Origin of the sequence: Bradyrhizobium sp. AUGA SZCCT0431, assembly GCF_018131065.1 — a bacterium.
Taxonomy (GTDB): Bacteria; Pseudomonadota; Alphaproteobacteria; order Rhizobiales; family Xanthobacteraceae; genus Bradyrhizobium.
In genome coordinates, this window is the sequence record NZ_JAFCLR010000025.1 from 61,584 (window position 1) to 76,759 (window position 15,176).

12 protein-coding genes and 1 pseudogene are annotated in these 15,176 nt (G+C 62.1%); 7 read left to right on the forward strand and 6 right to left on the reverse strand.

Going from position 1 to position 15,176, the window contains the following annotated elements; all coding sequences use genetic code 11:
• Nucleotides 1-19: 19 nt before the first annotated feature.
• Nucleotides 20-1,264 carry a PLP-dependent aminotransferase family protein gene (locus JQ567_RS23550; RefSeq protein ID WP_212441012.1) on the reverse strand — a complete coding sequence of 415 codons (1,245 nt, stop codon included), beginning with the start codon at nucleotides 1,262-1,264 and terminating at the stop codon, nucleotides 20-22.
• Between the two features lie 66 nt (nucleotides 1,265-1,330).
• Nucleotides 1,331-1,724: pseudogene (locus JQ567_RS23555) on the reverse strand (DUF3124 domain-containing protein).
• 58 nt (nucleotides 1,725-1,782) lie between these two features.
• Between JQ567_RS23555 and JQ567_RS23560 the strand changes: the two are divergent.
• The 6 genes from JQ567_RS23560 to JQ567_RS23585 all read left to right on the forward strand — a co-directional run bounded on the left by JQ567_RS23560 (nucleotide 1,783) and on the right by JQ567_RS23585 (nucleotide 9,630).
• Nucleotides 1,783-3,504, forward strand: a complete 1,722-nt coding sequence (locus tag JQ567_RS23560) for a cation:proton antiporter (protein ID WP_212441013.1) — start codon at nucleotides 1,783-1,785, stop codon at nucleotides 3,502-3,504.
• A 139-nt stretch (nucleotides 3,505-3,643) separates the two neighbouring features.
• Entirely contained in the window at nucleotides 3,644-4,468 is an 825-nt protein-coding gene (locus tag JQ567_RS23565) for a hypothetical protein (protein ID WP_212441014.1), read from the forward strand.
• 267 nt (nucleotides 4,469-4,735) lie between these two features.
• Entirely contained in the window at nucleotides 4,736-5,812 is a 1,077-nt protein-coding gene (gene ribB, locus JQ567_RS23570) for a 3,4-dihydroxy-2-butanone-4-phosphate synthase (RefSeq protein ID WP_212441015.1), read from the forward strand.
• A 200-nt stretch (nucleotides 5,813-6,012) separates the two neighbouring features.
• Nucleotides 6,013-7,227, forward strand: a complete 1,215-nt coding sequence (locus JQ567_RS23575) for an acyl-CoA dehydrogenase (RefSeq protein ID WP_212214143.1) — start codon at nucleotides 6,013-6,015, stop codon at nucleotides 7,225-7,227.
• Between the two features lie 174 nt (nucleotides 7,228-7,401).
• The gene (locus tag JQ567_RS23580; protein ID WP_212441016.1) at nucleotides 7,402-8,328 is read left to right on the forward strand and encodes an MBL fold metallo-hydrolase; all 927 of its coding nucleotides are present in this window, start codon (nucleotides 7,402-7,404) and stop codon (nucleotides 8,326-8,328) included.
• 186 nt (nucleotides 8,329-8,514) lie between these two features.
• Nucleotides 8,515-9,630 (forward strand): murein L,D-transpeptidase family protein, encoded by a 1,116-nt coding sequence (locus JQ567_RS23585; RefSeq protein WP_312017455.1) that lies wholly within the window; start codon nucleotides 8,515-8,517, stop codon nucleotides 9,628-9,630.
• Nucleotides 9,631-9,714: 84 nt separating this feature from the next.
• Here the strand turns inward: JQ567_RS23585 and JQ567_RS23590 are convergent, their stop codons facing one another.
• Nucleotides 9,715-10,599: a L,D-transpeptidase gene (locus tag JQ567_RS23590; protein ID WP_212441017.1), complete on the reverse strand. Its 885-nt coding sequence runs from the start codon at nucleotides 10,597-10,599 to the stop codon at nucleotides 9,715-9,717.
• 354 nt (nucleotides 10,600-10,953) lie between these two features.
• On the opposite strand from JQ567_RS23590, the gene JQ567_RS23595 reads away from it, so the two are divergent.
• On the forward strand, nucleotides 10,954-11,166 hold the full coding sequence (locus JQ567_RS23595) for a hypothetical protein (RefSeq protein ID WP_212441018.1): 213 nt from the start codon (nucleotides 10,954-10,956) through the stop codon (nucleotides 11,164-11,166).
• 135 nt (nucleotides 11,167-11,301) lie between these two features.
• Here JQ567_RS23595 and JQ567_RS23600 read toward each other — a convergent pair whose 3' ends face one another.
• The 3 genes from JQ567_RS23600 to JQ567_RS23610 form a co-directional block, all read right to left on the reverse strand.
• A complete protein-coding gene (locus JQ567_RS23600) occupies nucleotides 11,302-12,147 on the reverse strand; it encodes a DUF1499 domain-containing protein (RefSeq protein ID WP_212441019.1) in 846 nt (281 codons plus the stop codon).
• A 136-nt stretch (nucleotides 12,148-12,283) separates the two neighbouring features.
• Nucleotides 12,284-13,144 (reverse strand): LysR family transcriptional regulator, encoded by an 861-nt coding sequence (locus JQ567_RS23605; protein WP_312017456.1) that lies wholly within the window; start codon nucleotides 13,142-13,144, stop codon nucleotides 12,284-12,286.
• A gap of 367 nt (nucleotides 13,145-13,511) precedes the next feature.
• The gene (locus JQ567_RS23610; protein ID WP_212441020.1) at nucleotides 13,512-15,140 is read right to left on the reverse strand and encodes a fatty-acid--CoA ligase; all 1,629 of its coding nucleotides are present in this window, start codon (nucleotides 15,138-15,140) and stop codon (nucleotides 13,512-13,514) included.
• Between the last annotated feature and the right edge of the window lie 36 nt (nucleotides 15,141-15,176).

Consider the following 15,176-nt stretch of genomic DNA (forward strand, 5'->3'; position numbering starts at 1 on the left):
CCTTACCCCGGGACCGGCGCTACGATCGCGCCCGCTTCTCCACATTGGCGCTTCGCTCGGGCACGCCGAACTCCTTGCGGCAGACGTCCGCCAGCACGGCGACGCCTTCGCGGATCTGCTCATGGGAGGGGCTGGCAAAGCAAAGGCGCAAGCGGCTGCCGGCATAGGACTTGTCGGTCGACCATTCCGGCCCCGGGTTGATGGCGACGCCGGCGGCCAGCGCTGCCTGGTACAGCTTCAGCGTATCGACATTGTCGGGAAGTTTGACCCACAGGAAGATGCCACCCTTGGGATCCTCGAACTCGGCTGATGTGCCGAACTGCTCGTTGAGCGCCTCCATCAGCGTATCGAGCTTGGCGCGCAGGCCGCGTGTCAACTTCGGCACGTGGGTTGCGAAATGCGGCGTGCAGAATTCCGCCAGCACCATCTGCTCCAGCGCGCCGGAGCCGGCATCGGTCTTCAGCGCCAGCATCCGCGACATCATCTCCCAGGGCGCGACGATGAAACCGACCCGCAGCGCCGGCGCAATCGATTTGGAGAACGAGCCGATATGGATGACGCCGCCTTGCTCGCTCATCGCATAGATCGCGGGCGGGCGCTGGCCGTTCCAGATCAGGTCGGCGTAGCAATCGTCCTCGAAGATCGGCACGCCGTATTCCTGCGACAGTTTTATCATTTCGGCGCGCCGCGCCTCCGGCAGGATCGAGCCGGTCGGGTTCTGCACGGTCGGGATGGTGTAGATGTATTTCGGCATGATGCCGCGGCGCTTGTGGTCGGCCAGCGCCGCCGCCAGCGCATCCATTCGCATGCCCTCGTCGTCGAGGGGAATGCCGACCGTGTTGACGCCGAGCCGGGTCAGCCGGCTCAGCGAGCCCTGATAGGTCTCCTGTTCGATCAGCACGGTATCGCCGCGCGCCAGCAGCGTCGCGTTGACGAGGTCGAGCGCCTGCAGCGAACCGGAGACGATCATGACATCGTCGGCGGCGCAGCCGATACCGGCGTCGCGCTTGAGTTTCCTGGTGAGGAATTCGCGCAGCGGGCGGTAGCCCTGCGGGCCGCTGGCGAGGCCGTAGGTCGCGAGCGTCTTGCCCTCGCGCTGGAGCACGGCAGTCAGCGCCTCGATCAGGCCGTCGACCGGGACCTGGTCGGGATCATTGTTGCCGCCGACGAAACTGTATTTGGCCAGACCCGTCCACCGCGCCGCCGGCGCCGGCAATCCGGCCGGCAGCAATGGTGCGAAATCAAAGATTGATGCGGTAGACATTGGACATTCACTCCCGTTTTGTTTTTCGTTGAGAAGGCCGCTGGCGCGGCCCTCCGGTATTCTCGTTTAGTTCTTGCCGATGATCTTAATCGGTCGCCCCTGGCTGATGAAAGCGTAATGTCCGCTGCCGACGCTGCCGACCATCAGCGCCTCGACCGCGGGCTCGGCGATTTCTTCCGTGGCCGCCCAATCCACGACGAAATTGGCCCCGGTGCCGCCGCGCACTGAGCGTGACCGAGAAATCCGCTCGCAATCTGCCCTGGCTCATCGACACGCTCGAATAAACCGGCACGTAGAAAGCGCCCGATATGGCGAGGGCGTCGGTGGGGACCGCGGTCAGAGAACTGGCGAAATTCTGCTCGATGCTGCCGGCCGCCTGCGCCCGACCATCCCCTGTGTAAAGGATCGACAGGCAGGCAAGAATCGCTAGAAAGAGACCTGTTAGGCGGATGTGACACATTGCTCGTTTGACCATTGCGCCCCGGCCTCTAGGTTGCATTGAGGAAAAGTCAGGAAATATGCACGAGCTTATCGGCGATATCACTTTATGCATCCTGTTTGCCTGGGTGCTTGGCTTGCTGGCGCATTTTACCCGGCAACCGCTGATCCTCGCCTACCTTATCGCCGGGTTTGTCATCGGTCCATTCGGCATGAAATGGGTCCATTCCAAGGACTCGATTCACGTCATCTCCGAACTCGGCCTAATCTTCATGCTGTTCATGATCGGGCTGGAAATTGACCTGAAAAAGATCGTGCGCGCCGGCAAGGTCATCCTGTTCGCCGCGGGCGGGCAATTGGTCGGCGGCTGCCTGCTCGGGATCCTGTTCTTCTGGGGCATCGGGCTGTCGATGGGGGCGGGCCGTTTCGACGCGCTGTATCTCTGCGTCGCCTGCGCGCTCTCCTCAACCGTCATCATCGTCAAGGTGCTGTACGAGAAGCGTGAACTCGATACGCTGCCCGGCCGCATCACGCTCGGCGTGTTGGTGCTGCAGGATATCTTCGCGATCCTGTTCCTCGCCGTGCAGCCGAGCCTCGACAATCTTCAGGTCAGCGTGATCCTGATCTCGATCGGCCGGGTCGGCGTGCTGGTGGCGACCGCTTTGGTGCTGAGCCGCTACGTGCTGCCGCGGCTGTTTCACCAGATCGCACGCCGGCCGGAGCTGATCCTGCTCGGCGCGCTGGCATGGTGCTTTCTGATCGGCGAGATCGCCGAGAAGCTGCATCTGTCGCGCGAGATGGGTTCGCTGGTCGCCGGTGTCTCGCTCTCGACATTCCCCTATGCGCTCGACGTCACCGCCAAGGTGACGACGCTGCGCGATTTCTTCATCACGCTGTTCTTTGTGGCCTTGGGCATGACCATTCCCATTCCCGGCCCGTCGGTGATCGGGTTGGCGCTGTTGATTGCGGCCTTCACCGTGGTGAGCCGCGTGGTGACGACATTTGTGCCGCTCTATCTGATGAAGCAGGGTCTGCGCGCCAGCCTGTTGCCGGCGATCAATCTGGCGCAGATCTCGGAGTTTTCGCTGGTCGTGATCCAGACCGGTGTGATCGCGAACCATATCGGGACCGAAACGTCGAGTGCGGCGTCGTTCGCGTTCGTCATTTTGGCCGTGATCAGCACCTTCGTGATGGGCAAGAGCGACGAGATCACGCGAGCTCTGATCGGTCCAATGAAGAAGATCGGCTTGCGCGATCTCGATCACGGCCAGGGCGAGGCCGCACATGAGGGCGGCCACGAGGCGCGCCGCATCGTCATTCTCGGCTTCTTCCGCGCCGCCAGCGCGCTGCTCGCCGAAATCGAGCGGCAGAATCCGCTCGTGCTCGAACAGATCACCGTGATCGATTTCAATCCCAATGTGTTCCGGACGCTGGCCGATCGCGGTCTGCACGTGATCTATGGCGATATCAGCAATGTCGATACGCTGCTCCATGCCGGTATCGGCAAGTCGGAGCTGATCATCCTGAGCGTGCCGGACTCGCTTCTGAAGGGCGCCAATAACGAGAAACTGGTCCGGCACGTCCGTACCCTCAATCCAACCGCCAAGATCGTCGCGACCGCGGATCTGCTGCGCGACGTCAATGATCTCTATGCAGCCGGCGCCGATTACGTGACCGTGACCCGGCTCAGCGACGCCCACGAATTGTACACCGTGATCGAGGCCGCCGCCGCCGACCTGCTGGGAGACAAGCGCGCCGAAATGGATGCACTGCTCGCCGAGCGCAAGGAAGTGCTGCCGTAAGGCCGTCTGCCTCGCAGGCGGAAGGGTGATGCGGACGTGTGACGTTACGCACGCACCCGCTTGAACCGGATTTAATGCAGCCGACACTGAGTACCGTATGGCGCGCCATTTCCCTGGCGGCAAAGAAATTTCAATCGGTATGCGGTTATCATTATCGTCATCAAATAACGCTCGTGCATCGAGCCTGGCGTCCTCGTCGTCCACGCTGTTCGGTTGCCTGCTGGCGGGAACGGCCGCGATCCTGTTTCAGCTGGCGCTCGGCGCCCTTGTGGTGGCGTACACGCCGGTCGTGCCGTGGATCATCGGGGTGTTCCTGCTCGGTTTGCCGCTGGCCATTGGCGTCACGCGGTTCCGGCCCGGCCTGTTCATGCCTGCGGTCGCGATCATGACATTGACGGGCGTGTCGCCGGCCTTTGTCGTGGATACCCCCTTGTGGGGCCGCACCGTCAATCTGCGTCTGGTCGACGATATTCCTGAAGGTCTCGGCGTCGCCGGCTACGCCGCGCCGCGCTGGCGCGTTGCCACCGAGTTCGCAGCGGAGGCGCGCTTGAGCGGCGGCCGCGGCAGCAAGAGTTACGGCACCCGCCGTCTTGCGCCGCTGGTAGGCGAGGGCTGGAGACCGGAGCTTCCCGTTGAAGTCTGGGTCGCGGGCGAAATCAGGGATTCCGGACGCATTCTCGCCTCGCATCCGCAATTCTGGAACGAATCCGGCGGTGAATATGCCCGGTTCGTCGGCATTGCCGTGACCGGCGCGCAGATCATCGCGCGCGATGCGGCCAAAAAATTCGGCCTCAAGACACTGGATGAGCCGCTCATCGTGACGCGTGCCCCCTCGGTTGCAGGCGCCCTCGCAGAGCAATACCGGGCCATTGCGCGGACGGCAGCCGTGCCCTTGCTGGGGTGGGCCTTCTGCATCCTCCTTGCTGCAGGCTTCTCCAAATGGCGCGAGCAGCGACGGCGGTGAGTTAGCAGGCTACAGGCTGCTTTCCAGCGGCTGATCGGGGCGGTCGAGCCGGGGTGGGGACGGGCCCGCGGCCCCTGCCATCAGGGCGAATCCCGCCCATGCCATCAGGTGGAAATTCAACCGAAAACGCATATGTCTCATCCCTGAATGCCTGCCGATTTCGTACAGCGAAACGCCTTGGGCGGCGTTCTGCCCTGCGTATTGATGCTGGCGCGGGCCCATGAGTCCGGCTAATGCACTCCCTGTCCAAAGCGAGAATTTGAGAAAATGGCCGATACGATCCAGGAAGTTCTGCAAGCCTTTGCCAACGGCGAACTCGTCGTCGTCACCGATGATGACGACCGGGAGGGTGAGGGCGATTTGATCGTCGCCGCCTCGCTCTGCACCGCCGAGAAAATGGCGTTCATCATCCGCCATACCTCCGGCATCGTCTGCGCGCCGATCACGCAGGACGACGCGCGCCGGTTCCGGCTCGATCCGATGGTCGCGCATAATGATTCCAACCACACCACCGCCTTCACGGTCTCGATCGACTACAAGCCCGATGGCGGCACCGGGATTTCGGCGGACGAGCGCGCCTCCTGCTGCCGGGCGCTGGCCAACCCGAATGCCGGCGCCAGTGATTTTGCCCGGCCCGGTCATATCTTTCCGCTGATCGCCCGCGACGGCGGCGTGCTGCTGCGTTCCGGTCATACCGAGGCCGCGGTCGATCTCTGCAAGCTCTCCGGCCTGCCGCCGGTCGGCGTCATCTCCGAGTTGATGAACGACGACGGCACCGTGATGAAGGGCGTGCAGGTCGCAAAATTCGCTGCCACCCACAGGCTCAAGCACGTCACGATCGCTGACATGATCGCCTACCGTCAGGCGCGCGAGAAGCTGATCGAGCGGGTCGCGACCTTTACAACGGATAGCCCGATCGGGCCGCTGCAGGGCTACGCCTACCGTTCGCCGTTCGATGAGATCGCGCATGCCGCCTTCGTCTATAACGGCATCGGCGACGGCAAGAACGTGCTGACGCGGCTGCACAAGCCCAACATCGTCAAGGATCTGTTCACCGGCCAGGCGCGCATGCAGATCGTGCTGAACCATTTCAAGCTGGCCGGCCGCGGCGTGCTGGTGTATTTGCGCGACGGCGCCGCCGGCGTTCCGGTCGAGCCGGTCGGCGAACAGAAATCCGCCGAGGCCGATCGCAACCGGCAATGGCGTGAAGTCGGCGTCGGTGCGCAAATATTGCGCGATCTCGGTATCACTTCGATCCGGCACCTGACGTCGTCGGTACACGACTACAAGGGACTGTCCGGTTTCGGGATCGAGATCGTCTCCAACGAACGGCTCGAAGGGTAACTGCAGTCGTCATTCCGGGGGTTGGTGCGCTAGCACCAGACCTCAGGGGCGCAAGCGCCCCCGGGGAATTTCGAGATTCCGGGTTCGCACTGCGCGCGCCCCGGAATGACGTGAAAGGCCCAATTCAATTGCGCTTCGGACGATAGCGCACTAATTTGGCCGCCAATTCCAATGAGGACAGTGATGCGAAAGGGATTTTTATGAGCGTGCGCCCTCAGTCCAAGGACAAACCGACATCCGCGGGTTTCCAGTGGGACGATCCGTTCCTGCTCGACGAGCAGCTTACCGAAGACGAACGCATGATCCGCGACACCGCGCGTGCCTATGCGCAGGACAAGCTGCTGCCGCGCGTCACCAAGGCCTATCTCGAGGAAAAGACCGATCGCGAGATCTTCAACGAGATGGGCGAGCTTGGCCTGATCGGCATCACGCTGCCGGAAGAATATGGCTGCGCCAGTGCAAGCTACGTCGCCTATGGCCTGGTGGCGCGTGAAATCGAGCGCGTCGATTCCGGCTATCGTTCGATGAACTCCGTGCAGTCCTCGCTGGTGATGCACCCGATCTACGCCTATGGCGACGACAGCCAGCGCAAGAAATATCTGCCCAAGCTCGCGACCGGCGAATGGGTCGGCTGCTTCGGCCTGACCGAGCCGGATGCCGGCTCCGATCCCGGCGGCATGAAGACCCGCGCCGAGAAGGTCTCCGACGGCTACAAGCTGACCGGCAGCAAGATGTGGATTTCCAACGCGCCGATCGCCGACGTCTTTGTCGTCTGGGCGAAATCGGCCGCGCATGACAACCAGATCCGCGGCTTCATCCTGGAAAAAGGCATGAAGGGCCTGTCGGCGCCGAAAATCGGCGGCAAGCTTTCGCTGCGCGCCTCGATCACCGGCGAGATCGTGATGGACGGCGTGGTGGTGCCGGAGAGCGCGCTGTTGCCCAATGTGTCCGGTCTGAAGGGGCCGTTCGGCTGCCTCAACCGCGCCCGCTACGGCATCTCCTGGGGCGTGATGGGCGCCGCCGAAGACTGCATGGCGCGCGCGCGGCAATACACGCTCGAGCGCAAGCAGTTTGGCCGCCCGCTGGCGGCAACGCAATTGGTGCAGAAGAAACTTGCCGACATGCAGACCGAGATCTCGCTGGGCCTGCAGGCCTCGTTGCGGGTCGGCCGCCTGATGGACGAGGGCAAGGTGGCGCCGGAGATGATCTCGATCGTCAAGCGCAACAATTGCGGCAAGGCGCTCGACATCGCCCGCGTCGCCCGCGACATGCACGGCGGGAACGGCATCCAGATCGAATATCACGTGATGCGCCACTCCTCGAATCTGGAAACCGTGAACACCTATGAAGGCGCCCACGACGTCCACGCCCTGATCCTGGGCCGCGCGATCACGGGCATCCAGGCGTTTTCGTGAGGCCTTGGACAGGGCACCCGAGGTGGCGTCAAACTTAGCTGTCATCGTCCGCGAAGGCGGACGATCCAGTATCCCAGAGACCTCCCGTTTAGTCTCGAACGCCGGCGTTTACTGGATACCCCGCCTTCGCGGGGTATGACGACTGTAGCTTGGTGACAGCGGGCAGGAACTCCCATGGCCGAAACCGACAACGAAACCATCCCGTTCAACCGTGACTTTCCCCTTCTGCCGGGCGTCGTCGACGAAGCCCGCCCGGGCGTGCGGCGGGTGCTCTGCAACAATCCGAGCCCCTTCACCTTCACCGGCACGGTCAGTTACATCGTGGGCAAGGGCAAGGTCGCGATCATCGATCCCGGGCCAAACGACGAGGCGCATGCGAGAGCGCTGCTGGACGCCGTGCGCGGCGAAACCGTGACGCATATTCTCGTCACCCACACCCACAACGACCATTCGCCGAACACCGCGCGGATCAAGGCCGCGACCGGCGCGCCGGTCTACGCCGAGGGGCCGCACCGCGCCTCGCGGCCGCGCTTCGAGAGCGAGAAGCACAATCCGGAATCGGGGGCCGACCGCAACTTCCGGCCGGACATCGAGGTCAAGGACGGTGACACCATCGAAGGCTCCGGCTGGGCGCTGGAAGCGGTGGCAACCCCCGGCCACACCGCCAATCATCTGGCGTTCGCCTGGCCCGAGCGAAAGATCAGTTTCGTCGGCGACCACGTGATGGGCTGGTCGACCTCGATCGTGGCCCCGCCTGATGGCTCGATGATCGACTACATGGAATCGCTGGCGCGGCTGGAAAGCCGCTCGGAGGATCTGTATTTCTCAGGCCATGGGCCGGAAATTCCGGAAGGCCCGCGCTTTGTGCGTTTCCTGAGCCGGCACCGCCGCGCGCGCGAAGCCTCGATCCTGCATCGCCTTGCCAAGGGCGAGACCGACATCCCGACCATGGTGCGCGCGATCTATATCGGCCTCGATCCGCGGCTGACGGGTGCCGCCGGTTATTCCGTGCTGGCCCATCTGGAAGATCTGGTGTCGCGCGGCATCGTGGCGACCGACGGCGATCCCGTGATCGGCGGGACCTACCGGATGGCTTCCTAGAACGAACCATATTTTTTCATTCCCCGATGTGCAATTGCACATCTGAGGACGCGCGTAGCGCAGGCCCGGAATCCATGCTCCCACTGGTGGATTCTCTGATGTGCAATTGCACATCATAGCTCGTGCTGAACACGCCTCGCTACGAAAGCCACCGACTACGGGCCCCACCACGTTCGAGGTACAGCAGTGATCCGCGCCATGGTCCGACGTGCACTTGTACTGATCGCGGCATTGGTCGCGGGGCTGACGCCGGTCATGTGCCTTGGCGAGGGCAACAATCGGTTACCGACCAAGGCAACAAAGGAACTTCCCCCTGAACTGCTCTCGCTGCTCCAACAGAAGAAGATGCCCAAATATTCACCTATCGTAGTGCGCCTTTTCAAGGAAGAGGCGGAGCTCGAAGTCTGGAAACAGGACACCACCGGCCGTTTCCAGATCCTCAAGATCTATCCGATCTGTCGGTGGTCGGGCGATCTTGGACCGAAGCTGCACGAGGGCGACCGTCAGGCTCCAGAGGGATTCTATGCAGTTACACCTGAGTTGATGAATCCCAACTCCAACTTCTATCTTTCGATCAACCTTGGCTACCCCAACAGATTCGACAAGGCGAACAACCGCGATGGCAGCTTCCTCATGATCCACGGCGACTGCTGGTCGAGCGGTTGCTATGCCATGACCGACGAACAGATAAGCGAGATTTATTCGCTGGCGCGCGACACATTCCTCGGCGGGCGGCCGGCGTTCCAGGTCCAAGCCTATCCGTTCCGCTTGACGCCGGCGAATCTGGCGCGGCATCGAAATAGTCCGAACTTGGCCTTCTGGAAAATGCTCAAGATCGGCAACGATCATTTCGAGACGACGCAACTCGAACCCAAGGTGGATGTGTGCAATCGCCACTATGTATTCGATGCGCAACCTCTCCCAAATTCGCCGCATCCTCTTGTGTTCAATCCCACCGAAAAATGCCCCTCCTTTGTCGTCAATCCGGAAATCGCGCGGCGGGCGCGGGAAAAAAATCGCATCGACGAGCTCGAATACGCCCAATTGCTTGAAGACAACGTGCCGGTTGCCCCGATCTACAGCGGATTGGACGGCGGAATGAACAAGGCTTTTCTCGCGCGGTTTCCGGGCAGAGTGATGCTTGCGAAAGTGATGCCGTATGCATCTTACCTGCCGCAATTGCCACCGATCCCCTGGATCGACAACGATGGCTCGTTGACGAGCAAATGGTTTGGCGCCTCGTTCTCCAAGCCGGTTGTGTGCGATCCGGCTCGTGCCAGCTTCCCATCGAGCCGGTGCTGAACTCTTGTCCAACGTCCGCCATGGGTCAGGCGCTGGCTTAACAGCGGCGACCCGAATGTTGCAGACCGAGGACGGAGGGCTGAGTTACTGGACCTCGGCGATCTTCGGTCCAGATGACGGCATCTGCGCGTTAGTTGCCGGGGGCCGGTTCGACGGCAATGCCGGGTTCGGCAATCGGAAAGCGGCGCCGGGCGGCGCTCCCTGGGATGGTCGACGGGCAGCGGTTACCGGAAGCACGATCACTTTCGCTCCCACTTTCACCCGCTCATAAAGGTCCACGACGTCCTCATTGGTCAGCCGGATACAGCCGGACGAAACCTGTTTCCCGATCGTGTCGGGCTTGTTGGTGCCGTGAATTCTATATTCGGTCTCGCCCAGATACATCGCCCGAGCGCCGAGCGGGTTGCCGGGACCGCCTGCCATAAACCGCGGCAGGTAAGGCTGACGCACAAGCATCTCTGCAGGCGGACGCCAATCCGGCCATTCTGTCTTGCGGGCCACCGTCTGTTCACCGGACCATGTGAAGCCTTCGCGGCCAACGCCGATGCCGTAGCGCATTGCTTGCGTGTCGTTCAGAACGAAATATAGGAATGTGTTCTTGATATCGATGATCACGGTGCCCGGCATCTGGTGGCTGGCGTAGTCAACCACCTGCCGAACAAATGCTCCGGGAGCATCAGCGGCTTTTGGTGTTTCGAATTGAGGCGCCGGGGCCGAAATCGGAGCCGGAGCTGCAATCGGAGCCGGAGCCGGAGCTGACGCTGATGCATGAACCGGAGTTGACACGTAGACCGGAGTTGACGAGGCCAGGGCCTGGTGCGCGGACGGTTTCCGTATCGGTTGCACGCTCGTCGGGCGAGACAGCAAACTGTACCCCAATGCGGCGACCGCCACGGCGCCAATTGCAACTCTCCCGACCATTGGTAGTGCGAGCGTCTCTGCCTTTCCACGTTTAGCCCGCTTACTCATATCGTTCCCCAGGTCACCGTGCCTGGAAGGGGTACACAGCAAAATTTAAGAAACTTCGAAGCGATTTCGCTCAGACTGGAACCGCTAGCGGTGGTTAACGCCGAACTCTTGTTCTGCAACATAAAAATTGGGCAGAGCGGACACGCTCCGCTCTTTCGTTAACGGCGGCTTTGGGTCATTCGCGTCGTTCTGATCGTGTGTCGATGACGTCCGGTCTGCCGAGGTGAACGGACATTCTCAGGACGGGCGGCATCTCTCAAAGGTGCCAAAAGGAGAAGGACCCAAGAACCGCCAAGTTCGCAATGGAGGATTGAGCCTCAATTGCGTGATCCCGCGAGAAAATATGGAAGCTTTATGGACGCGAAATCAGCCGCAAAATTCAAGCAGCACGCAGAGCGCGTCATAGAGGAGTTGTCCTTGGCGCTCACGCTCGCCAAACAGGCCTCTCCAACAGATGAGTTTCTGAGATTGAGGACCTCGATGGGCGATCTCATAGCTCGAGTAGACGCCATGCTTCTTGAGAATATCTATAAAGATCATCCCGATCTAGATGGCATGAAACGCTGAACCTGTTTAGCGTCTGCTATGGATCAGTCGCGTCGGTTTGGTCCTGTCCGCGTGATGTCCGATTTAGGGGGCAGTCTCGCAAATGCCGTTCTGTACCCCGCGCAAGCGCGGGGGCGAGTAGCTACGGCCAGCGCGCTACTGCTTCTTCACCGTCTTGGCCGGTGCCTTCGCGGGCGCCGCCGGTTTCTTGGCGGCCGGCTTGGTGTCGGCCACGGTGTTGATGTCCGCGATCAGCTTGGTGATGCGTGAGGCGTTGCTGCCGAGGTCGCTGTCGAAATAGCGCGAGGCCGAGCGGATATCGACGCGGGAATCCTCGCCGTCGGCCTTGATTCGGATCGAGACGTCTTCGCGAAATCCCATGATCATCGTTTGCGCGATCGCCTCGATGCGTCCTTCGCGGCGCGCCTGCGGCGGGCGTTCGTCGACCACGCGCCATTTGCGCTTGTTGACGAGCGCGAGCGTGATCTCATAGGCGCGCTGCGGCGGGACTTCGAGCTCCACGGTCTCGATATCAGGGTAGGCGATCGCCTGCTGCTCGGCTGAATAGAGCCCGGCATAGACGGCCGGATTGGTGCCTTCGCCGGCGCGCAGCGGCGCCAGCGCCTGGAACCGTGGCGGATCGATCGAATCGGTGGTGATGTCGTAGATCCGCGGCAGCTTGCGGTATTGCAGGGCCAGATAGGCGGGGTAAGCGAGGATGGCGGCGTCAAGCAACAGCGCCAGCAGGATGCGGCCCATGCCGCGCGAACCGTTCTGCCAGATCGCGGCAAACGCAGCCAGGCCGACCAGGATGGAAAGGCCGGCCAAGGCCAGCGCGCCGAAGAAGGTCGCCAGCGCCGGCTTCATTTCGAGGAAGCCGAAGCGGACGATCATGATCGAGACCACCACCGCAATCAGTGAGAACAGTGCGAGGTTGCGCGCCCATGTGGCGAGGCTGGACACGGGCTCCGTCTGGTAGGGAGCGGAAAACCTGCGGGCCATCCTCAAACTTCCATCATGGATTCAGCTGCCGTTCCGGTCGCAATACTGGAGACCCGGCGCCCTGAACTAGCGCATTTTTCGGCATTGTGGAAAGCAGCTTGCGCCGGAATCAGTCCAAATGGTGGTGCCGGGCGCATCATGCCGGCCGCCCGAACTGCGCGGCCACAAAGTCGATAAAGGCCTTGATGCGCGGGGCGCGGTGCCGGCCCGGGACCGTCAGTGCGTGGATCGGAAACGTCTCGGGGATGTGACTGTCTCCGAGCAGCGGAACGAGGGTGCCTTGCTGTATCGCCCGCGCGACCATGAAATCCGCTAATCGCGCAATGCCGAGCCCGGTTACCGCCATATCGCGCAGCAGGTCGGCGTTGTCGCTGACAAACGTGCCCGAAACGGCGATGCGATTGATGCCTTCAGGGGTGTGGAAGGGCCAATGCGACCACGCCGGTCCGGGCAGCGTCAGGCAATTATGCTGCAGCAGATCGGCCGGCACGCGCGGTGATCCGTGTTGCTTCAAATAGAGCGGACTGGCGCAGATAACCCGTGTGGCGTCGCCGATCTTGCGCGCCACGAGGGTTGAGTCGCCGAGTGCGCCGGAGCGGATGGCGACGTCGACCTGCTCGGCAACCAGGTCGACCTGGTGGTCCGAAACATGAAGCTCGACGCTGATGTCTGGATAATGGCTAAGGAAAACCGGAAGTGCCGGGCCGAGTATCTGTTTGGCCAGGGCCGTTCCGACGCTGATCCGCAAATGGCCGCGTGGCAGCCGGCTTGCCGCCGTTACCTCGGCTTCGGCCGCTTCGATCGACGCGAGAATGTCCCGGCTCCGGGCCAGAAACAGATCGCCCTCGGCGGTCAGGGCGAGCCTGCGCGTGGTCCTGGTCAGGAGGCGCACACCCAGCCGGTCTTCGATGCGCGTGACCAGCTTGGACAAAGCAGAGGGGGTCACGCCGAGGTCGTCGGCCGCGGCGGCAAAGCTGCCGCGCTCGACCACCCGCACGAACCCATTCATCTCGGCCGAGGCTGCGTTGATATTCATGAATTTAGTTCACGAGTGAATGTAATTCTTATGAGATTATATCACATCGGAAACGTAATACCAATTCCCTTCGCAATGAAGGGAGCACCGATATGTCTTGGGAAGAGAAGCCGGACGGCCCCACGCGGCGGGGTATTGACGGCGCGCTACGTCACCCGGACGGCAGCCCAGATATCGCCGCCTACGCCAGAATCGCGCGCCGTGAGCGGCAAGAGGCCATCGTTTCCGCCGTGCAGGATGCAGCGCGCAACGTGCGTGCGATGTCGTCAGCGATCTGGCGTGTTGTGGGCCGGCCGGGGCGCATTCGGTCGAATGCGCCCCTCCGAGGCTAGGCCGCCGCGTTCGGAAAACTGTAGCTCTTGAACTGGTCGCGCAGCGCGGTTTTCAGGATCTTGCCGGTCGCGGTGTGCGGAATGCCCTCGACGAAGGCGACGTCGTCGGGCATCCACCATTTCGCAATCTTGCCATCCATGTATTTGAGGATGTCTTCGCGCGTCGCCTTCTGGCCGGCCTTGAGCTGCACGATCAGCAGCGGACGCTCGTCCCATTTGGGATGATGGATGCCGATCACGGCGGCTTCGGCGACCGCCGGATGGCCGACCGCGAGGTTTTCCAGATCGATCGACGAAATCCATTCGCCGCCCGACTTGATGACGTCCTTGGAGCGGTCGGTGATGCGCATGTAGCCGTGCTGGTCGATGGTCGCGACGTCGCCGGTGTCGAAATAGCCGTGCTCGTCGAGAATCTCGCTGTCGACCTTGAAGTAGCCCTTCGCGACGGCGGGCCCGGCGACCTTGAGCCGGCCAAAGGTCTTGCCGTCCCACGGCAATTCCTTGCCGGCATCGTCGGTGATCTTCATCTGCACACCGAACGGCGGATAACCTTGCGTCTGCAGGATATCGAGCCGCTCCTCGCCGGCGAGTTCGGCAAACGGCGGCTTCAGCGCCGCCACGGTGCCGATCGGGCTCATCTCGGTCATGCCCCAGGCGTGGCGCACGCGAACGCCCATGTCGACGAACGCCTTGATCATCGAGCGCGGCATCGCCGAGCCGCCGCACACCACGCTCTTCAGGTGGGGCAGCTTCAGGTTTCCGGCGGCCATGTGGTTGAGCAGCATCAGCCACACCGTCGGCACGCCGGCGGTGTGCGTGACCTTCTCGGTGTCGAGAAGCTCATAGACCGAAGCACCGTCGAGCTTGGCGCCCGGCATCACGAGCTTGGTGCCCATCGAGGGCGCGGAGAACGCGATGCCCCAGCTGTTGGCGTGGAACAACGGCACCACCGGCAGCATTGTCTCAGCGGCGCTGGTGCCGAGCGCGTCGACATTGTTGGCCATCAACCCGTGCAGCACGTTGGAGCGGTGCGAATACAACACGCCTTTTGGATCGCCCGTGGTACCCGAGGTGTAGCACATCGCGGCTGCGGTATTCTCGTCGAAGGTCTTCCACTCGAACTTGCCGTCGGCTTCCGCGATCCAGTCCTCATAGGCGACCGCGTTCTTCAGCGTGGTCTGCGGCATGTGGGCCTTGTCGGTGAACACGATATAGCGTTCGACGCTGGGCAGGCTGTCGGCGATCTTTTCCAGGATCGGAATGAAGGTGAGATCGGTCATCACCACGCGGTCTTGCGCATGGTTGATGATCCAGGCGATCTGGTCGGGGAACAGCCGCGGGTTGACGGTATGGCAGATCGCGCCGATGCCCATGATGCCGTACCAGGCTTCAAGGTGGCGCCAGGTGTTCCATGCGATGGTGGCGACGCGGTCACCGAGCTTGATGCCGTCGCGGTCGAGGCGTTGCGATACTTTCAGCGCACGATCGCGAATTTCGGCGTAATTGGTGCGATGAATGGGCCCTTCGACCGACCGCGTGACGACCTCTTGCGTACCGTGATACTGCGCCGCGTGTTCGATAATCCGGTGGCAAAGCAAAGGCCAGTCTTGCATCAATCCGAGCATACGCACGTCCCTCCCAAAGGTTATTTCCTCAAGCAT

Coding starts and splice junctions, on each gene's coding strand:
- JQ567_RS23560 (WP_212441013.1), top strand. CDS start 1,783: ATGCACGAGCTTATCGGCGATATCACTTTATGCATCCTGTTTGCCTGG.
- JQ567_RS23565 (WP_212441014.1), top strand. CDS start 3,644: ATGCGGTTATCATTATCGTCATCAAATAACGCTCGTGCATCGAGCCTG.
- JQ567_RS23590 (WP_212441017.1), bottom strand. CDS start 10,599: ATGAGTAAGCGGGCTAAACGTGGAAAGGCAGAGACGCTCGCACTACCA.
- JQ567_RS23600 (WP_212441019.1), bottom strand. CDS start 12,147: ATGGCCCGCAGGTTTTCCGCTCCCTACCAGACGGAGCCCGTGTCCAGC.
- JQ567_RS23610 (WP_212441020.1), bottom strand. CDS start 15,140: ATGCTCGGATTGATGCAAGACTGGCCTTTGCTTTGCCACCGGATTATC.
- JQ567_RS23595 (WP_212441018.1), top strand. CDS start 10,954: ATGGACGCGAAATCAGCCGCAAAATTCAAGCAGCACGCAGAGCGCGTC.
- JQ567_RS23580 (WP_212441016.1), top strand. CDS start 7,402: ATGGCCGAAACCGACAACGAAACCATCCCGTTCAACCGTGACTTTCCC.
- ribB (WP_212441015.1), top strand. CDS start 4,736: ATGGCCGATACGATCCAGGAAGTTCTGCAAGCCTTTGCCAACGGCGAA.
- JQ567_RS23550 (WP_212441012.1), bottom strand. CDS start 1,264: ATGTCTACCGCATCAATCTTTGATTTCGCACCATTGCTGCCGGCCGGA.
- JQ567_RS23575 (WP_212214143.1), top strand. CDS start 6,013: ATGAGCGTGCGCCCTCAGTCCAAGGACAAACCGACATCCGCGGGTTTC.